The sequence below is a fragment of the Clostridium estertheticum genome (genome assembly GCF_026650985.1).
GTDB classification, from domain to species: domain Bacteria; phylum Bacillota; class Clostridia; order Clostridiales; family Clostridiaceae; genus Clostridium_AD; species Clostridium_AD estertheticum_C.
The window spans coordinates 4,956,547-4,975,281 of the sequence record NZ_CP086239.1 but is presented as its reverse complement, the minus strand read 5'-3'; the positions used below and the strand labels follow the sequence as shown (position 1 = coordinate 4,975,281).

At 29.5% G+C, this 18,735-nt stretch carries 15 protein-coding genes; 6 read left to right on the top strand and 9 right to left on the bottom strand.

Translation table 11 applies throughout. From position 1 onward, the window contains the following. Nucleotides 1–148: 148 nt before the first annotated feature. Nucleotides 149–2,131 carry a glycoside hydrolase family 127 protein gene (locus LL038_RS23740; RefSeq protein WP_216122853.1) on the bottom strand — a complete coding sequence of 661 codons (1,983 nt, stop codon included), beginning with the start codon at nucleotides 2,129–2,131 and terminating at the stop codon, nucleotides 149–151. Nucleotides 2,132–2,330: 199 nt separating this feature from the next. Between LL038_RS23740 and LL038_RS23735 the strand changes: the two genes are divergently transcribed. After that, nucleotides 2,331–3,269, top strand: coding sequence for an AraC family transcriptional regulator (locus LL038_RS23735; RefSeq protein WP_216122852.1), 939 nt, complete (start codon nucleotides 2,331–2,333; stop codon nucleotides 3,267–3,269). Between the two features lie 278 nt (nucleotides 3,270–3,547). Here the strand turns inward: LL038_RS23735 and LL038_RS23730 are convergent, their stop codons facing one another. The 5 genes from LL038_RS23730 to LL038_RS23710 all read right to left on the bottom strand — a co-directional run bounded on the left by LL038_RS23730 (nucleotide 3,548) and on the right by LL038_RS23710 (nucleotide 8,970). Next, nucleotides 3,548–3,907: a hypothetical protein gene (locus LL038_RS23730; protein WP_216122851.1), complete on the bottom strand. Its 360-nt coding sequence runs from the start codon at nucleotides 3,905–3,907 to the stop codon at nucleotides 3,548–3,550. Nucleotides 3,908–4,343: 436 nt separating this feature from the next. Further along, the gene (pepF, locus tag LL038_RS23725; RefSeq protein WP_216122850.1) at nucleotides 4,344–6,143 is read right to left on the bottom strand and encodes an oligoendopeptidase F; all 1,800 of its coding nucleotides are present in this window, start codon (nucleotides 6,141–6,143) and stop codon (nucleotides 4,344–4,346) included. Nucleotides 6,144–6,447: 304 nt separating this feature from the next. Then, the gene (locus tag LL038_RS23720) at nucleotides 6,448–6,798 is read right to left on the bottom strand and encodes a DUF2651 family protein (protein ID WP_216122849.1); all 351 of its coding nucleotides are present in this window, start codon (nucleotides 6,796–6,798) and stop codon (nucleotides 6,448–6,450) included. 234 nt (nucleotides 6,799–7,032) lie between these two features. Continuing rightward, complete coding sequence (locus LL038_RS23715; RefSeq protein WP_216122848.1) at nucleotides 7,033–7,959, bottom strand: alpha/beta hydrolase; 927 nt, start codon at nucleotides 7,957–7,959, stop codon at nucleotides 7,033–7,035. Nucleotides 7,960–8,607: 648 nt separating this feature from the next. Then, nucleotides 8,608–8,970, bottom strand: coding sequence for a hypothetical protein (locus LL038_RS23710; protein WP_216122847.1), 363 nt, complete (start codon nucleotides 8,968–8,970; stop codon nucleotides 8,608–8,610). Between the two features lie 210 nt (nucleotides 8,971–9,180). Between LL038_RS23710 and LL038_RS23705 the strand changes: the two genes are divergently transcribed. Beyond that, nucleotides 9,181–9,783, top strand: a complete 603-nt coding sequence (locus LL038_RS23705; protein ID WP_216122846.1) for a flavin reductase family protein — start codon at nucleotides 9,181–9,183, stop codon at nucleotides 9,781–9,783. A gap of 36 nt (nucleotides 9,784–9,819) precedes the next feature. Here LL038_RS23705 and LL038_RS23700 read toward each other — a convergent pair whose 3' ends face one another. Both LL038_RS23700 and LL038_RS23695 read right to left on the bottom strand, forming a co-directional pair. Beyond that, nucleotides 9,820–10,827, bottom strand: coding sequence for an SPFH domain-containing protein (locus LL038_RS23700; protein ID WP_216122845.1), 1,008 nt, complete (start codon nucleotides 10,825–10,827; stop codon nucleotides 9,820–9,822). Between the two features lie 30 nt (nucleotides 10,828–10,857). Further along, the gene (locus LL038_RS23695; protein WP_226128995.1) at nucleotides 10,858–11,286 is read right to left on the bottom strand and encodes an NfeD family protein; all 429 of its coding nucleotides are present in this window, start codon (nucleotides 11,284–11,286) and stop codon (nucleotides 10,858–10,860) included. A gap of 500 nt (nucleotides 11,287–11,786) precedes the next feature. On the opposite strand from LL038_RS23695, the gene LL038_RS23690 reads away from it, so the two are divergent. Next, nucleotides 11,787–13,697, top strand: a complete 1,911-nt coding sequence (locus LL038_RS23690; protein ID WP_216122844.1) for an NAD(+) synthase — start codon at nucleotides 11,787–11,789, stop codon at nucleotides 13,695–13,697. A gap of 391 nt (nucleotides 13,698–14,088) precedes the next feature. On the opposite strand, the gene LL038_RS23685 is transcribed toward LL038_RS23690, so the two are convergent. After that, nucleotides 14,089–14,511, bottom strand: a complete 423-nt coding sequence (locus tag LL038_RS23685) for a YaaR family protein (RefSeq protein ID WP_216122843.1) — start codon at nucleotides 14,509–14,511, stop codon at nucleotides 14,089–14,091. 132 nt (nucleotides 14,512–14,643) lie between these two features. Between LL038_RS23685 and LL038_RS23680 the strand changes: the two genes are divergently transcribed. From LL038_RS23680 to LL038_RS23670, 3 genes are all read left to right on the top strand, one after another. Further along, nucleotides 14,644–15,180 (top strand): chromate transporter, encoded by a 537-nt coding sequence (locus tag LL038_RS23680; protein ID WP_216122842.1) that lies wholly within the window; start codon nucleotides 14,644–14,646, stop codon nucleotides 15,178–15,180. After that, nucleotides 15,181–15,717, top strand: a complete 537-nt coding sequence (locus LL038_RS23675) for a chromate transporter (RefSeq protein ID WP_216122841.1) — start codon at nucleotides 15,181–15,183, stop codon at nucleotides 15,715–15,717. It begins immediately after the preceding gene. Nucleotides 15,718–15,989: 272 nt separating this feature from the next. Further along, a complete protein-coding gene (locus tag LL038_RS23670) occupies nucleotides 15,990–18,662 on the top strand; it encodes a cation-translocating P-type ATPase (protein WP_216122840.1) in 2,673 nt (890 codons plus the stop codon). Nucleotides 18,663–18,735: the final 73 nt, after the last annotated feature.

Sequence of the window (18,735 nt, the reverse complement as noted above, 5' to 3'; positions counted from 1 at the left end):
ATATTTCTTTAAAAGCAAGAAGTCTATATGGACTATCTTATTTTCTAAATACAAAAGTGGATTCGCGAAATCCACTTTTGTTGTATAATTTATATTTACGGTAATAAACAAATAATACAAATCTATTACATTTTAATTGTTAAAATATCTATAAATTCTTATTTATAAATACCCTCATTTCACCTACAGATCGGTTAGCCCAACTATAATATGGTACAAATGTGATTTCACACTCTTCATATATAGGGCCTTTTCTATCACTTCTATATAGTTGTCCCTCCCAACTATTATCTATAATTAGTTTTTTAGCCTTAGTTTTGATTTTACCAACGCCGCCAAGGAGTTTAGAATCAAATTCATATTCATACCTACAGGATTTATCTAATCTAATTAAATGTAGATTTTTACCGTTGTCTACTTCTTCTAAGCAATATATAAAAGGTCCCCTTTGAATTGCAACTTTACCTAAATCATCTTTAATATTTGGATTTGCAACTATTTCTTGAATTTCCATTTCAAAATTTATCTCTATTGTATCAGATGTACTCCATTCCCTTAAGATAGAGATATAACCATTTATAATTTTACATTCAGCTTTTTCATCGTTAACTTTAACAGAATATGAATAACACCAATCAGGTATTCTAAATGCCATACTAAAATTATTTGATTTTTCAATATTTAAAGAAAATTTAATATAGCCATACCATGGGTAGTTTGTCTCTTGTTTAAGAGAAATTTTATTATTATTCATCAAAATATCAACTTCATTAGACATATATAAATGTGTATATATTGTGTTATTAAAGGTGGTATAAATGTACTTACCTAAAGAAGTTAATGTTCTTGCAAGGTTAGGAGGACAACATGCACATCCAAACCATTCTGATCTAGTTACCTTTACATGACTTTTGCCTGGATCATTTTTACTAGCTACTGGATCAACTTCTAATGGATTTACATAAAAGAAGTGTTTTCCATCGAGTGCCATCCCACTAATAGCAGAATTATATAAACTTCTTTCCATAACATTTCCATATAAACTTAGTGGTTCATTTTTAAGCATATTAAAAGCAAAGAATATTAATCCCACCGATGCACAAGTTTCACAATACATTGTGTCATTAGGTAAATCATAGTCAAAAGTAAAAGCTTCTCCTATTACAGTTGAGCCAATGCCTCCTGTTATATACATGCGTTTACTAGTAATATTCCTCCATAATTTTGTGCATGCTTCTAGTATTTCTTTATCATTCGTTAAATAAGCTATATCTGCCATAGCTGTGCACATGTACATAAGTCTAACCGAATGCCCTTCAGCAGTTTCTTGTTTAAGAATTGGTTTATGAACTTGAAAATATTTCTGAGTGAATTTTTCCATTCCTGGAAGTATAAAAGTTTTATTATCATCATCTTTTAATTGATCTTTAAGAAAATTACTATCTTGACCCCTTTCATATAAAAAGTATTTGCTTAATTCCAGGTATTTTTTGTCTTTAGTTACTGAGTATAGTTTTGCTAAACCAATTTCTACTTCTTCATGACCGTCATATCCATGAATCTTGTCCTCTTCTGGGCCAAAATATCTATTAATACAATCAGCTAAATTACAAGCGATATCTATTACCTTTCTTTTTCCTGTAACACTATAATAAGCAGCTGCTGCTTCCATAAAATGACCTGCGCAATATAATTCGTGACTTTCTATTAGACGTTTAAACTTTCTTTTCTTATCATCAATAGTAAAATAAGTATCTAAATATCCATCCTTTTGTTGAGCGAGTCCTATCAAGTCTATAACGCCATCAGCTATGTTTTCAAGTTCAGAGTTACTATCATTAATTAAAGAATACGAAACAGCCTCTAGCCATTTATAAACATCACTATCTTGAAAAACATAGCCATAATGATGACCACTTTTTAATCCTGCTGCAATTTTAAAGTTTTCAATTGCATGACTTTTTTCAATAGGAATATTCTCATCATCTCGCTCTGCATCAATTTTTATATTGGCCTCATCATTAAGCACATTCCATTGGTATGGAATCATTTCATCTTTAACCAATCTTATATACTTAGACCAAAAATCATCTGTAATAATGATATCTTTTATGTTTATCTCATTTTGCATTTATTAAACTCCTCCTATATCAATATTTAAGGTATGGTAAATACGACAATCAGTGTTTTTTCTTAGCACCAATTGACATAAGCTTTTTATGGAAGTATAATGTTGATTGTTCTTATATGATTGATTTATACGCTAATTATAAATCGATTACATTTATCTAACAACTAATAAAATCGTACTTTTGGTGGTGAAATCAGATATGCTCTATTTTAAGACAAATATAAGTGTACCTCTCTCTTATTGTAAATCCGGTCAATTTATATGTGAAAAAAATTGGCAGCATAAATCTTTTATTCTAGAAAATGACTATGAAATTATCATTGGAATTAAAGGAACAATTTACATTAAACAAAATGAGGATAAGTATGAAGTAAATCCAGGTGATGTTTTATTTTTACTCCCAGGTATGGTACATTCCGGATATGCACCCTCAGATGAGGGTAGTAGTTTTTACTGGCTTCATTTTTTATGTACTGCAAATGAGATAATATTAACTAAATCTGAAATCTATCAAGAAATCATTTCAATATTAAATACGGAAAGTTTACATGAAGATGTTTTATTGCCAACTTTTTTATCATTAATTGACACTGGAAAAGTATTCATTTACATAAAACAAATTTTACATATAGCTAATTCACTGTATTATACACATTTATCAACTGATTATTTAGTATCTGAACTTGCCATAGAATTAACTCAACAATTTATAAACTCATTTAGTTTGTCAGTAACAAAAGAAAATTCAGTAAATAAAAGATTTTTTCAAATATTAGAATGGATAAGAGTAAATGTTACTAAAGACATATCTGTACAACTGGTAGCTAGGAAGTCTAATTTTAGTGCCGATCATCTAACGAGATTATTCAAAAAACATATTGGAATGAGTACTCTTCAATATATAAATAGTATTAAGATAAATAAAGCAAAAGAACTATTATTGAACTCAGAAAAAAGCATTAAAGAAATCTCTTATACTTTATGTTTTAAAGATGATAAATATTTCATGAAATTATTTAAGAAATATGAAGGAATAACTCCAACTCAATATAGAGATGCATACCCTAAAACTTATATTAACACAGATTCATCTGATCCACTCATCCCCTTACCTAAGTATTTATCACATAAGAAGTAAACTAAATGACTTATGACACTACTATACAATCAAGTAACCGTCTATATTTCGCCCTCTTCGCAAGTAGTTATAAATTGAAATAGCCTATAGAATAGACAATTCAAAGTCTACCTATAGGCTATTTTATATTATATTCATATTTAATTAGGGGGACTCTAATTAAAAAATAAATCACTTGCTAATTACTATACCTTTATAATAACAATTAATTGTAGAATTAGTATCAAATGTTTATGTGAAAAATATGTGACTCTCTCTAATTTATGTTAAGTTGAATGCTAAACCTTGAATTTAAGTAGCTCCCCATAAGATTCTGCGAAAATAGTATTATTAAATTCATTATTTACAATACCTGCTCGTACTCCCTGTATAGTAGCAATAATATCTTTGGGCATAATATTATATCGTTTTTTAAATGGAGTACTAGTAATTAATGAGATGGCTTGTTCCCTACTCTCACTTAATTCTTTTGAAATTTTTTTTAATTTTCTCGAATCAACAACTATATTATAGTCAATAGGACTTATATCTTTTATATTTTTTTTCAATTCCTCTATATAAGATATACCTTCTTCTTTTGTCATAACTCCACTCATAGTTATTATTAGTAAATTTGTTTTAAGTTCCATTGTATACATATTAAACCCTCCCATATCTTTGCTTATTTATTGAGCTCCTCTGTTTTAAATTATAATCAATAACTGTATTACAAATATCTTATATTTATGTAAAGTTTATGTGTATAAATATCTTCTGCAATTGAAAGGATTAACGATTAAGTATGGATTTCTCCATAATGCTCCAAATAAGAAACTCAGAAACTATTGAAATTTCATTTAAAATTTTTTATTTTTTGAAATCAAATGAATTATAACATTAGGAAAAGTATATATTATGAAAATTGCATTTGAACGAGCTTTAGCAATTCTTAACTAATTTCAATGGATGATACGTTAAGAAAAGTACATGTTTGAGTGTTAGCGTGTTTGTACTTTTTAGTATCATTCACTTAAATTTGTTTAGAATTACTTAGCTAAGTGAATCGCAATTGTAGTAATATATACTGCCCCTTTGTTACAGTTCTTTCTCGAGCATCCCTAATAATTCATCAAATCTTTTTATAGTATCTTCTAAAGGTTTTGGTGATGACATATCTACTCCTGCTTTTTTAAGTATATTTATTGGATAATCACTTCCACCACTCTTTAAGAATCCTATATATCTTTCTACAGCACTTGCGCCATTTTCAGTTATCATTTTACTAAAAGAATTAGCAGCTGCAAAACCTGTAGTATATTGGTATACATAAAAATCATTATAAAAATGAGGAATTCTTGACCATTCCATATCTATTCCTGCGTCTACTACCATATCAGGTCCAAAATATTTCACATTTAAATCATGATAAATTTTACATAAGTCCTCTGGAGATAACGGATTACCCTGTTCAATCTTTTCATGTGTTACCTTTTCAAATTCTGCAAACATGCACTGTCTAAATACTGTAGTTCTTATTCCCTCTAATTGTTGATTTATTAGGAATAATTTCTTTTTCTTATCATTCTCATTTTTAATTTGATAATCTATTAATAAACATTCATTAGTTATAGATGCAACCTCTGCGCAAAATAACTCATACCCTGAATATATATATGGTTGAGTCTTTCTTGAATAATATGAATGAATAGAATGTCCCATTTCATGAACAAGTGTTGACACATCGTTTAATTGATAATTATAATTCAAAAGCACATATGGCATACTATCGAAGCAGCCCCAAGAATAAGCTCCAGAGCGCTTACCTTTATTTTGGAATACATCTACCCATCCCTCATTAATACCTTCTTTGAAGATGTCTAAATACTCTTGTCCTAGTGGTTTAATACCCTCGAGTGCTATTTTAACTGCGTCTTCATATTCAATATGATTTTCCTCTGCATCAATTATAGGCACATATAAATCGTACATATGCATTTCATCAAGCCCTAATAATTTCTTTTTAATGCTTACATACTTATGAAGAGATGATAAATTTTTGTTTATAGTATCAACTACATTGTCATAAACCTTTACTGGAATATTATTAGGTTTTAAAGAACTTTCAAGTGCACAGGAATAATTTCTTGTTTTTGCATTAAATATAAAATTCTTTATAGAAGATGTTAAGGATGCTGTTAAAGTATTACTAAATCCTTTATATGTTGAAAATAATGTTTGAAAAGCATCCTTCCTTACTCTTCTATCCTTTGATTTTATAAAATTGCTATAGTTTCCTTCAGTTAATTCGACCTCATTACCCTTTTCATCTTTTATACACGGAAATGTCATGTCTGCATTTGTAAGCATTCCAAATATGTTTCCTGGTGCACTTAAACAATCACTAACGGACGCCAAAAGTTTTTCTGCCTCTGCACTTAGCGTATGGTCCTTTTGACTTATAATATCTGCTAAATAAAATTCATATAGTTTAAGCTTTGGAAACTTAACTATTGCCTCATCAACTGCTCTCTCAGGTAATGATAATAATTCAGGAATAAAAAATGCAGTTGCGCTAGAAACTTCTGCGCCAAAAGCATCAATCTTATTTTTAAGAACTTGAAATTCAGCCTTGCCTGTATCCTCGTCTCCTCTTAAATGTGCATACACAAGCAATTTATCTAAAAGTCTTTCAATTTCTACACTACTTTCCAAAAATGATAATAATTCTTCAGCTATTCCAAGTTTCCCTGAAAATCTTTGCATCTTTGGTGATTTAGTCTTTAGTATTTCAAAATCTTTTTCCCACTCCGCTGAATTCTTATATATCTTTTCAACATTCCACTTATACTTGCTATCGACTTGATCTCTCGTTTTAAGTTTTTGTATTTCACTCACTAAAATTTCCCTCTTTCATTTTTTGAATTTAAAATCAACTTTGGTAGATTAATCTACATAAAATAGAAAACAACATAATATATTTATATTATCCTATAATTGAAAAAATAACCATACACTAATAAACTAAAATAATGACTTGTTATTTGTTTCCACTTACACAACAACTACATTTATAAATTTATTATTTTAGATCCATAAATACTATAATTTATATAGTTTTAATGTTAGGCTATGTTTATGAATGCTCTTGAAATAATAACAATTTTTAATGGAAGCCAAAGCTTCCCTTATTTAAATAAATTTACGTAATAATTCTTTTTCTACGTTTAAGAATGAAATCCGCAATAAATGTCCCAATCAATCCAATAAGTGTATAAATAAAGCAATATGGTAAGCAAGAGGAATTAAAGATTAAAATTGGAATCAAATAACATACAAAGATGATACTTAAAACAATTACCTTTTTCTTAATTAGTAATTGCAGGACTATTGAGGTTATTAATGTAAATACTGGATAGCCGAATAAAACCATCCCAATTATAGCTGCATCAAACTCACTACTACTTTTTATCATTATGAAAACTATAAGTAAACCTGAAAATAAAATAATAAGTAATCCTAATATGACATTAATAATTTTTTTGTTTTTCATAATATCTCCCTATTATCTAAGTTAATAGGGGCACAATATTTAACTATTATATCCTTATTCAATTATATAGTAAAACAATATAATTATTCAAGTATTTAACATAATTATATATAAATTGCTTCCCTGATTTTAAAATCCTTTAACTTTGTATCACTATGAGATGAATGTGTCTGAACTAACAAATGCTTGGTTTTCACAGTATCCTTCTCTGTCTTGAAGAACTCTAACCATACATTAAACATGTGCATTAATCCATTTTATTATATCAGTAGTTACTTCATCCTTATTAGTTTCATGAAGCATTTCATGACGTCCCTCTTTATAAAGTTTATAAGTCAGATCCTTAACTCCATGTTTCTCATAAGTCTTAACAAGTTTTAAAGCACCTTTCCCATTTTTTCCTACAGGGTCCTTATCTCCTCCAAAAATATAGATAGGTAAATTATTAGGAATGTTTTTAATTTCCTCCGCATCTGCTACACTCTTAAGTCCACTTAAAAAATCATAGAAAAAGCCCGCTGTAAAAACCGCCCCACAGTATGGATTTTCTATATATTTATCCACTTCTTTATTGTCTCGACTTAGCCAATCAAATAATGTTCTATTGGGTTTAAAGAAATTATTATTACTTCCAAAAATCAATTTATTTAAATTAATACTTTTAGCATTTCTTCCTCTTCTCATAATCTCTACTTTTGATGCTATTCTTCCTATATCAACAATAATTTCACGCTTGCCGCAAGTACCTGTAAGAATAACACCCTTTAACTCACTTCCATATAAACAAATATATCTTTGTGTTAAGAAGGATCCCATACTATGCCCAAATAAAAATATAGGTAAAGTTACATTTTCTTCTTTAATAATACTATTTAGTCTATGCATGTCCTCGACCATTGAATTAAAGGCATCCTCACCTAATTCTCCTAAAGTCTCTACTTTCCCCGCAGTTTCCCCATGACCCCTATGATCATTAGCATAAACAATAAATCCATTTTTTGTTAGATCGTTTGCAAAATCTTCATACCTAGCTGCTGTTTCTGCCATTCCATGTGCTAGTTGAACTACTCCCCTAACTTGAACATCCACATTCGGTGTCCATTTGTATACAAATATTTCTACATAATCTTTACCCTTAAACGTAAAACTTTCTGATATCATACTCTCCCCATAAATATTAAGAAGTAACTCAACGAAGTGAAAGTTACTTTTTCTTAGATTATGTTAACAAAAATATATATAACATAGAATGAATTTGAACTGACCTTAGTAATTCTTAATTTGTTTTATTTATATTTTCGTTAATAAAAGTACATGTTTGAGCACATATAAATTTGTATTTTCAGTGTCTGTAAATAATATCCTTTTTCATAAATTATGCTAACAAAAGTATATATTGCGCATAATGCATTTGAACTAGCTTAGTAATTCTTAATTTATTTTATTTACAGATACGTGAAGAAAAACATATGTTTGAGCGATAGCGAGTTTATGTTTTTTAGTATCTGTAAATAAAATAAATTTTAGAATTCCTTAGCGAAGTGAAAGCATTAGAGCAATATATACTTTTAGTTATAGCATAATCTATGAAAAAGATTATATTATACTTTTAAATACAAAAAAGCCACACTAATTAAATCTACTACTTAATAGACTTGATAGTGTGGCTCTCATTTTTTTTAGCCATATTTCATGTTTCATATTTACTCTCAATAAAATTATATCACTAAAGTACATATTTGGAAAGTAATATTACACAATTCTGAAAATTAATATTACATTAAATTATCTTTTTAAACATATTCATCCTTATTTCTCTAAGACCTTATATTCAACCTCTATATATTTATCTTCATCATAAAATTTATCAGATTGTCCATAAATTTTAACATTTGTATTTATCGCATTTTCAGCAATATATTTTGCCGTATGCACCGTAACATCAATAGTTTTATCTATTAGAACGGCTGTTACTGCTCCTGCTATTTTTGAAGTTTTCGAAGCTATCCTACCAAGCATAACACTGTACTTCTTAGTATTTTCAGCCAATTTATCCTTACCTGAAATTCCCGCAATAGACGATATGACATTCCCCGTTAGTCCAATGCCCAATTCTGCAGTATTACCAACTAACTTTGAAGCATCATATACAACTTTCCCAATAATTGTCACAATAATCACCACACCTATATTTATACTCTTATAATTATTATACCATATTATTATAAAATTATTACCAATGAATTTGGTAAAAATTATAAAGTCTATTTAGTAAACATTCAAGACTATATAAATCTTTTAAGATATTGTATAATATATAATGTTATATAAAATAAAAGACATACCTTATAATGTATGTTAAAAATATAGAGGTGAAAATACATGATAAAAACCATATTTAAAGGTAGCGCAATGCTAAATCCCGTTCCCGTAGTATTAATTACATCAAAAAATAAAGAAGGTAAAATAAATGTTTTTACAGTAGCATGGATAGGAATGGCTTGTACAAAACCACCAATGATAACTGTAGCTATAAGGCCTGAGAGACTTTCCTATGATTACATAAAAGAAAGTGGTGACTTTGTAGTAAATCTACCTACATCAAAAATGACTCGTGAAGTTGATTATTGCGGAGTCCGTTCTGGTAAACAAGTAGATAAGATCCATGAGATGAACTTCACCATGGACAACGCGAAAGATGTCATAGCACCAATAATATCTGACTGCCCCATATCTTTAGAGTGCAAAGTTAAAAGCATTACCCCTTTAGGTACACACGATTTGTTTTTAGCTGAAATAGTAAATACTCATGTTGATAATACTTTAATAGATGATCTTGGAAAAATACACTTTGAAATGGCAGATCTCATTACTTATTCTCATGGCGAATATTTTAGTGTTAATTCTAAACCTTTAGGTAAATTTGGTTACTCAGTTCAGAAAAAAAACAAAGCAAAAAAAAGTAAACATAAAAATAAAGCCTGATTTCTCAGACTTTATTTTTATATCTATTTTTATTCATTATTTATTTGGCATTGATTTGTTTGGTATTGCTTTGTTTTGTATTTCTTTAGTAGGTATTACTTTATTTTCAGATTTCTTATCCATTCTTAACATTTCGCCTATTGCTGATATACTACCAAAACTTGATAATATTTCATTCGGAAGAATAAGCTTATTAGCTGGATTTTTAGACATTTCTGTAAGAGCTTCTATCTGTTTTAATGCTATTACAGTTTCATTTGTACCTGACTCAATTATTGCTGTATTTACTTTTCTTATAGCACCTGCTTCTGCAATTGCAATGGTTTCTATAGCCCTTGCTTTACCTTCTGCTTCTAAAAGTTGTGATTCTTTAAGTCCTTCTGCACGTCTAATATTTGCTTGCTTTTCAGCTTCAGCATTTAATATTTGAGCTTGCTTATGTCCTTCTGCTCTTTCAATTTGACTTTGTTTTTCGCCTTCTGCTGTAAGAATAAACGCTCTCTTATCTCTCTCTGCTCTCATTTGTTTTTCCATAGCTTGTTGAATCTCACTTGGTGGAACAATGTTTTTAATTTCTACAGATAAAATCTTTATTCCATAAGCATCTGTAATTTCATCAATTATTTCAAGAAGCTTAGAATTTATTCTATCTCTTCCTGATAATACATCATCTAATGTCATGTCTCCAACAATATTTCTCATATTAGTAATAGTTGAATACACAATACCTGATTTATAATCCTCAATATTATACACTGCATCTCTTGAATTAATAACTTTGTAAAATATAACATTATCAATTGATATATTTACATTATCTTTAGTTATAACATTCTGTGGTTGTATGTCGAGTATTTGTTGCTTAGTAGAAATTTTTCTTCTAACGAAATCTGCAAATACAATTGTAAAATGCCAACCTGGCTCTAATATCCTATGAAACTGACCAAATCTTTCTATTAGAATTACATACCCAGTATTAACAATCTTAATTGATGTTAAAATCATAACGACAATTAATAACAATAAAATCAAACCTATAACCATAACAAATTCCTCCTCAAATTTTAATATAACTTATACTTTAGATATTAATAATTTATTTCCTTCAATACCAGTAACTTGAACTAAGTCACCTTTTTTCAAAGGTTCTCCAACATTTTTAACTGTCCAATAAATTCCTTGAAACTTAACATTTCCTTTTTCATCAATATCTTTTGTTAGTGTAAATTCTTGTCCCACATATCCTTCTTCCATAGTCAAAGTTTTTTTCACAGTTTTTTTTATGGTTTTCTTAACTATAGGATAACCTATAGACATAACCACTCCACTAATTGCCACAAAAACAATTATTTGCACAATTATCGGTGCACCGAGTCCAATAGAAAGAATTGCTCCAACTGCTCCTACAGCAAACCATACAAACATAAAACTACTAGTTGTAATATCAATGGCTAATGCTGCCACTGCAACAACTATCCAAAATACCATCGGCGTCCAGCTCATATTGTACCCCCTTAAAAATATTATTAACTTTAACAGCTTATGTCATTATTAATCTATATCCCAATTATATAACTTTTATGAATTTTATAATACAACCTTATTATGTTTTTAAAGCAATATTATTACTATAGATTATTTATGAATAATATTCATCTTTTATAAACTAAATAAATGAATTTTTTATAATGCTATAATTACATTATATTGTATATACTAAACTTTATAAAGTTTTATTTTAATATATTGTACATTTCCATGTTCATTTCCGTTGTTTTATTACCATATACCCTATATTTACTCTTATTTGCTCAATAATGCGTTGTATGGTAACTTTTATTATAATTGTAAATAGTTACTAACATTTTAATCATTGGTAAAATAATCATTGACCTTTCTACTAATGTATTCAAAATAATGATATAATTCTACTAAATATTTGTTATATAAATCAATATTTGCATATACTATACTTGAAAACCAAAGAAAGGTCGTGAATTAGTTTGAAAACTTCTTTTATAAAGGTTTCTGCTGCTTGTCCAATAGTAAATGTGGCAGATATAGAATTCAACTTAACTAACATACAAAAATGTATTAAACAGGCTTACGCAGAAAAATCAAAATTCATAGTTTTTCCAGAACTTTGCATAACAGCTTACACCTGTGCAGATTTATTTTTGCAAGATCAATTAATTAAAAAATCCGAAGATGCAATTAAATCTCTATGTGAGTTTTCTGAAAATAAAGATATATTAATTGCTGTGGGGTCTCCTCTCTACTTTAATGATTGTCTATATAATTGCGCTTATATAATATTTAACGGAAAACTTTTGGGAATAGTGCCCAAAAGCTATATTCCTAATTATTCTGAGTTTTACGAGAAAAGGTGGTTTGCAGAGGGTCTTGGCGTAATAAACAAAACCGTAAATCTTTCTTTTGCAAAAGGCATCCCTTTTGGAACGAACTTATTATTTACTTGTGACAATATTAAATTTGGTTTTGAAATTTGCGAAGACCTTTGGGTTACTATTCCTCCAAGCAGCTACTTGTCTCTTCAAGGTGCAAATATAATTGCCAACCTATCTGCATCTAATGAATTAGTTAGTAAAGCTGATTACAGAAAATCCTTAGTATCATCTCAAAGCGCAAGATGTATGTGTTCTTATTTATATGCATCCTCAGGTGTTTTTGAATCTTCTACCGATTTAGTTTTCAGTGGTCATCTTTTAATTGGTGAAAATGGTTTATTATTAAAAGAAAACAATAGATTTCAAAGAGAAAACGAAGTTATCTCATCTATTATTGATATAAATAAGTTGAATAGTGAAAGAATGAAAAATACAAGTTTTAGAAATACTAATTCCATATGTCCTTTTGAAGTAAAAGAAATATCTTTTCAATTTAAAGATATGGATTTTGGCATATTTGATAGGAACATTGATAAATATCCTTTTGTACCGTCGGACCAATTTAAGCGTGAAGTACGCTGTGCAGAAATATTTAATATTCAATCTTCCGCTCTTGCTAAAAGATTTTCCTACACTGGACTTAATAAAGCAATAGTTGGTATTTCTGGAGGACTTGATTCAACACTAGCACTACTTGTTATAGTTAAGACCTTTGATAAACTAAAAATACCATTAAAAAACATTATAACTATAACTATGCCTGGTTTTGGTACTACAGATAGGACTTATTTGAATGCAGTAAATCTATGCAAAAATTTAGGTACTGACCTTAGAGAAATTAATATAGTTGATGCATGTCTTTTGCATTTTAAAGATATAGGTCATCCAGTAGAAAAGCATGATGTGACTTATGAGAATGTTCAAGCAAGAGAAAGAACTCAAATTCTTATGGATCTTGCAAATAAGGAAGGTGGACTGTTAATAGGTACAGGCGATTTATCAGAACTTGCTTTAGGTTGGTGCACATATAATGGAGACCATATGTCTATGTACTCTGTAAATTGCTCAATTCCAAAAACATTGGTTAGATATTTAGTCAAATATGTAGCTGATAAAGAATCCTCAAAAGAAGTCACAGACATTCTTTTAGATATTCTTGACACCCCAGTAAGTCCTGAGCTTATGCCTAAAGATAAAAGTGGGAAAATAACGCAAAAGACTGAAGACATAGTAGGACCATATGTACTTCATGACTTCTTTCTTTATTATTTTATGAAGCAAGGCGCAACTCCTGAGAAAATACTATTTTTAGCAAAACAAGCCTTTAAAGGTGACTTCGAGGAAGTCGTAATAATTAAGTGGTTCGATAAATTTATAAAGAGATTTTTCACTCAACAATTTAAACGTTCAGCGTTGCCAGATGGTCCAAAAGTAGGAACTATAAGTGTTTCTCCAAGGGGCGATCTTAGAATGCCATCAGACGCTAGTTATAATTCTTTCCTTTAATATCTTTTAACACCAAAGAAAGTATATATTACGTATAATGTATTGAAGCGAGCTTTAGAACTTCTTATTTTATTTTTAATTGATTTGTGTTAAGAAAAATATATGTTTGAGCGCTAGCGAGTTTATATTTTTTAGCAAATTAATTAAAAATAAACTTAGTAGTTCTTAGCGAAGATGAATCTCCCCTTTTCTTTTTACACACAGCAAAAGATATATATTACGTATAATGCATTGAAGCGAGCTTTAGAACTTCTTATTTTATTTTTAGTTGATTTGTGTTAAAAAAAATATATGTTTGAGTGCTAGCGAGTTTATATTTTTTAGCAAATTAATTAAAAATAAAATTAGTAGTTCTTAGCGAAGATGAATGCATCAATAGTAATATATATCTTTATTTGTATATATCAACTATTAAGCCTGAAATTTCATCAATAGTATTTGCTACCTTAAGATTATCTTTTTCCTGACTAAGTAACATTTGAGTAAGTTCTTCAAGTTTAGCATCTACAGTATCTACTGTTATAAAATATTGTGTTTGCCAAAAACTAATATCTTTTTTAACCTCATACATATGTTTCAAAACAGACTCCAAGTATTCTTTAATTAAATTTTTATATGCTTTAACATCAGCATAACATTTTGTAGTACTTAACCTATTTCCTTTCTTTTTTATATCATCCATCATCTCCTTTAGCTGCTCCTCTGATTTATTATGCCTAGCAGAACTAAAGTTTTGAGAAAAGTCCATTTTATTCTGAATAGTTTTTTTATCAGTTGTAATAGTCGAATTTCTTCTAGTTCTTGATATTTCCATGATTATTTCACCTCCAATTTATCTACATTGCTAAATTAACCTTTATATATATTTCACATTCTTATGTATATTATAACGAACTTTAACAAAAAAAATAGCTACAATAAAAAATAAATTATAAGAGGTGTCCCAGTGCAAAGATTACTAATTATGTTTTTAACTTTTTTTAAAATAGGTTCTTTTACCTTTGGTGGAGGTTATGCCATGATTCCACTTATTGAGACTGAAGTTGTAAGTAAAAAAAAGTGGCTTTCAAAAGAAGACTTTTTAGATATAGTTGTTATTTCCCAGACTTTTCCTGGAGCCTTAGCTGTTAATTGTAGCATATTTATTGGTTATAGAATTGGTGGTCTAATTGGAGCTATCATTGGACTTCTAGGGGTTGTTTTACCTTCATTTTTTATAATTCTATGCATATCTATCTTTTTTATGAGATTTCGTAAGTATTATTATGTGAATTTAATTTTTAAAGGTATTTCTGCTGCAGTACCAGTGCTTGTACTTATAGCTGTAGTAAGTTTATCAAAATCTCTAAATAAAAGCTATGCAAATCTTATTGTAATTTTAATGTCAATTGTAAGCATATTATTTTTCAAAGTAAATCCTGTTATAGTTATACTTTTATCTGCTTTATATGGAGTTATATTTCTTGGAAAGAAGGTGAAGTAAATGGGTATTCTAACTAAAATTTTTCTATCCTTTTTAAAAATAGGTGCCTTTAGCTTTGGCGGAGGTTATGCTATGCTTCCACTTATCGAAAAAGAAATTGTAAAAAGCAATAATTGGATTAGCTATAAAGAGTTTGTTGATATTATTGGAATATCGCAGATGACTCCAGGACCAATATCCATAAATTCAGCTACTTTTGTAGGCTTTAAAGTGGCCGGTATATCGGGTAGTATCGCTGCAACTTTAGGTGTAATTTCATTTTCTTTTGTTCTAGTTTCCATTGCAAACCATTATATTGTAAAATTTAAAAATTCATATATAATGAAAGCCGCCCTTGCCGGTATGCGTCCCGCTATGATTGGTCTTATAATTTCTGTATTCTTATCACTAGGACGTGAATCTTATAAGGACATTAAAAGCGTAATAATAGGATTTATAATACTCGGACTACTACTAACTGATAAATTTAATCCAATTATAACAATAATGATTTCTGGAATATTAGGCATTATATTTTATGGCCTATTACCCATATGATTTTTTTAAATATTCGCCTTTGTTTACCTAATATACTTATTGTTTCATTTCTAATAATATGATATGATATGTTTAATGTACCAAAGGGGAGTAGCGAGGGCAGTTTTTCTGCTTTTGATTGTTCGTCATCACGGTGTACTAAAATACACCCGGATAATTAACTCACTAGATGTTGCCAGACCTTTGTTCTATTTTTTTAATAGAGCAAAGGTTTTTTTTGTCTCTAATAATTTTCACTGTACTTACAAATACTATAAAAAGAGGTGGTATTCATGTTTGCACGTAAAACTATAAAAGAAGTTCTAAAAGAATTTAACTCCAATTTAGAAACGGGGCTTTCTCAAAAAGAATCAGAAATCCAAAGAGAAAAATTTGGATTCAATCAGTTAGAAACTAAAAAACCTAAAACACTACTAGTTATGTTTTTTGCCCAATTAAATGATATTCTAATTTACATTTTAATTGCAGCTGCTGTAATTTCTGCCCTTCTTGGTGAAACAAGCGATGCAGTTATAATTGCTATCGTAATTGTTATCAATGCTACCGTAGGAATTATTCAAGAATCTAAAGCAGAAAAAGCTCTTGATGCATTGAAGAAACTCTCCACTCCAAATGCCGTAGTTAGACGTGACGGAGATGTAAAAGAAATTCCATCTAGAGAAGTTGTACCTGGCGATATTATTATTATTGACGCTGGACGATATGTACCTTGCGATTTAAGGCTACTTGAAACTGCAAATTTAAAAATCGAGGAATCTACACTTACAGGAGAATCTGTGCCAGTGGATAAAGATGCAACACTTGTATTAACCGGCGATGATATCCCACTAGGAGATCAAAAAAACATGCTCTTTATGTCAACTCTTGCAACCTATGGTAGAGGTGTTGGCATAGCTGTTTCTACTGGAATGAACACTGAGATTGGTAAAATTGCTAAAATGCTAGACGAAAAAGTAGATACCGAAACTCCATTGCAAAAAAAACTAGCACAGCTTGGAAAATTCCTTGGAATAGGTGCATTATTTATATGTGCTCTTATGTTTGTTGTAGGTGTTCTTCAAAGGAGAGATCTTTTTGAAATGCTTCTTACATCCATTAGTTTAGCTGTTGCAGCTATCCCTGAAGGTCTCCCTGCAATAGTCACTATAGTACTTGCTATGGGAGTTCAAAAAATGATTAAGGAGAATGCAATTGTACGTAAACTACCTGCTGTTGAAACTTTAGGTTCAGTAAATATTATATGTTCAGACAAAACAGGAACCTTAACTCAAAATAAAATGACTATAACAAAATTTTATGCAGGAGATTCCCTAGGAAATATTGAGACTTTAAATCTTAATGATAAAGAGCATAAGTTGCTACTTGAAAATCTCATTTTATGTAATGATGCTACCTACTCCGAAAATTCAAAAACAGGTGATCCAACTGAAATTGCGCTACTCGTAGCTGGTGCACGCAACAATATATTTAAAGATGACCTAGAGAAAAAACATCAAAGAATTGATGAGATTCCTTTTGAATCGGATAGAAAATTAATGACTACTGTAAATAAATATGATGATGAATATTATGTAATGACAAAAGGAGCAATAGATAATCTGTTAAATATATGTACTAAAGCCTATATCAAAGGTAACATCGTAACTATTACTCCTGAAATAAAAAAAGACATAATAGCAATCGCAAATAACATGTCTGATGATGCATTAAGAGTTTTGGGTGCTGCTTATAAAATTCTTAAAACAAATCATGTAGATATTGATTCTTTAGAAAATGATTTAATACTTATTGGGCTCGTTGGAATGATAGATCCACCAAGGCTTGAGGTTAGAGATTCTATTGCACTATGTCACGCGTCAGGAATTAAGACTGTAATGATAACTGGTGACCATCAAAATACAGCTTTTGCTATTGCAAAAGAACTTAATATTACAAATGATTCTAAAGCCGTTATGTCTGGAACTGAGCTTGATAAAATTTCAGAGGTCGAATTAAATAATAGGATTGATAATATTAGGGTATTCGCAAGAGTATCTCCAGAGCATAAAGTGAAAATTATAAAAGCTTTTAAATCCAAAGGAAACATAGTATCAATGACTGGAGACGGAGTAAATGATGCGCCCTCTCTTAAAATAGCAAACATCGGCGTTGCAATGGGTATAACAGGTACTGATGTAGCTAAGGGTGCCGCTGATATGGTATTAATGGATGATAATTTTTCAACTATTGTTGCTGCTATAAAAGAAGGAAGAAACATCTTTCGCAATATCAAAAAGACTGTAATATTCCTTATCTCCTGTAATGTCGGAGAAATTATAGCACTGTTTTTTGCAATACTTTTAGGTTGGGCATCTCCCCTTCGCCCCATCCATATATTGTGGGTTAACTTAATTACAGATACACTTCCAGCTCTAGCTCTAGGAGTCGATCCTGGCGACCCCGACGTAATGAAATATAAGCCACGTAATCCAAAGGATAGTTTATTTAAGAACGGAACCTTAAGTTTAGCTCTTAATGGATTGTTAATTGGAATACTAACCCTAGCAGCATTTATAATAGGTGCAAAATACTATAGTGGTGATACAAATCTATTCCCACTATTCCCGAAAGGCCTTAAACCAGATGCTTTAGAACATGCACAAACTATGGCTTTTGTAGTCCTTAGTTGCTCTCAGCTTGTTCATTCATTAAATATGAGAAATGAAAAGAAGTCCATATTCCAAATAGGTTTATTTTCAAATAAATATTTAATTGGATCTATTATCTTAGGCCTAATGCTACAAATCCTTATAATAACAATACCACCACTTGCAAATGCATTTAGTGTTCATGCTTTGAGTATTAATGATTGGGGTTTCGTAACTATATTATCCCTCATGCCCTTAATCTTAAATGAAATTGTAAAAATGTTTAAACGTTTATCATCTAAAACTTTAGAAAATTAATCAAATAAATAGAGGTTGGTGAATTAATTCATCAACCTCTATTTATTTGAATAACATATATGTGTTTTTTTGC

Coding starts and splice junctions, on each gene's coding strand:
- LL038_RS23720 (WP_216122849.1), bottom strand. CDS start 6,798: ATGAAAAACAAAAAAATTATTAATGTCATATTAGGATTACTTATTATT.
- LL038_RS23735 (WP_216122852.1), top strand. CDS start 2,331: ATGCTCTATTTTAAGACAAATATAAGTGTACCTCTCTCTTATTGTAAA.
- LL038_RS23685 (WP_216122843.1), bottom strand. CDS start 14,511: ATGGAAATATCAAGAACTAGAAGAAATTCGACTATTACAACTGATAAA.
- LL038_RS23705 (WP_216122846.1), top strand. CDS start 9,181: ATGATAAAAACCATATTTAAAGGTAGCGCAATGCTAAATCCCGTTCCC.
- LL038_RS23730 (WP_216122851.1), bottom strand. CDS start 3,907: ATGTATACAATGGAACTTAAAACAAATTTACTAATAATAACTATGAGT.
- LL038_RS23670 (WP_216122840.1), top strand. CDS start 15,990: ATGTTTGCACGTAAAACTATAAAAGAAGTTCTAAAAGAATTTAACTCC.
- LL038_RS23715 (WP_216122848.1), bottom strand. CDS start 7,959: ATGATATCAGAAAGTTTTACGTTTAAGGGTAAAGATTATGTAGAAATA.
- LL038_RS23695 (WP_226128995.1), bottom strand. CDS start 11,286: ATGAGCTGGACGCCGATGGTATTTTGGATAGTTGTTGCAGTGGCAGCA.
- LL038_RS23740 (WP_216122853.1), bottom strand. CDS start 2,131: ATGCAAAATGAGATAAACATAAAAGATATCATTATTACAGATGATTTT.
- LL038_RS23700 (WP_216122845.1), bottom strand. CDS start 10,827: ATGGTTATAGGTTTGATTTTATTGTTATTAATTGTCGTTATGATTTTA.
- LL038_RS23675 (WP_216122841.1), top strand. CDS start 15,181: ATGGGTATTCTAACTAAAATTTTTCTATCCTTTTTAAAAATAGGTGCC.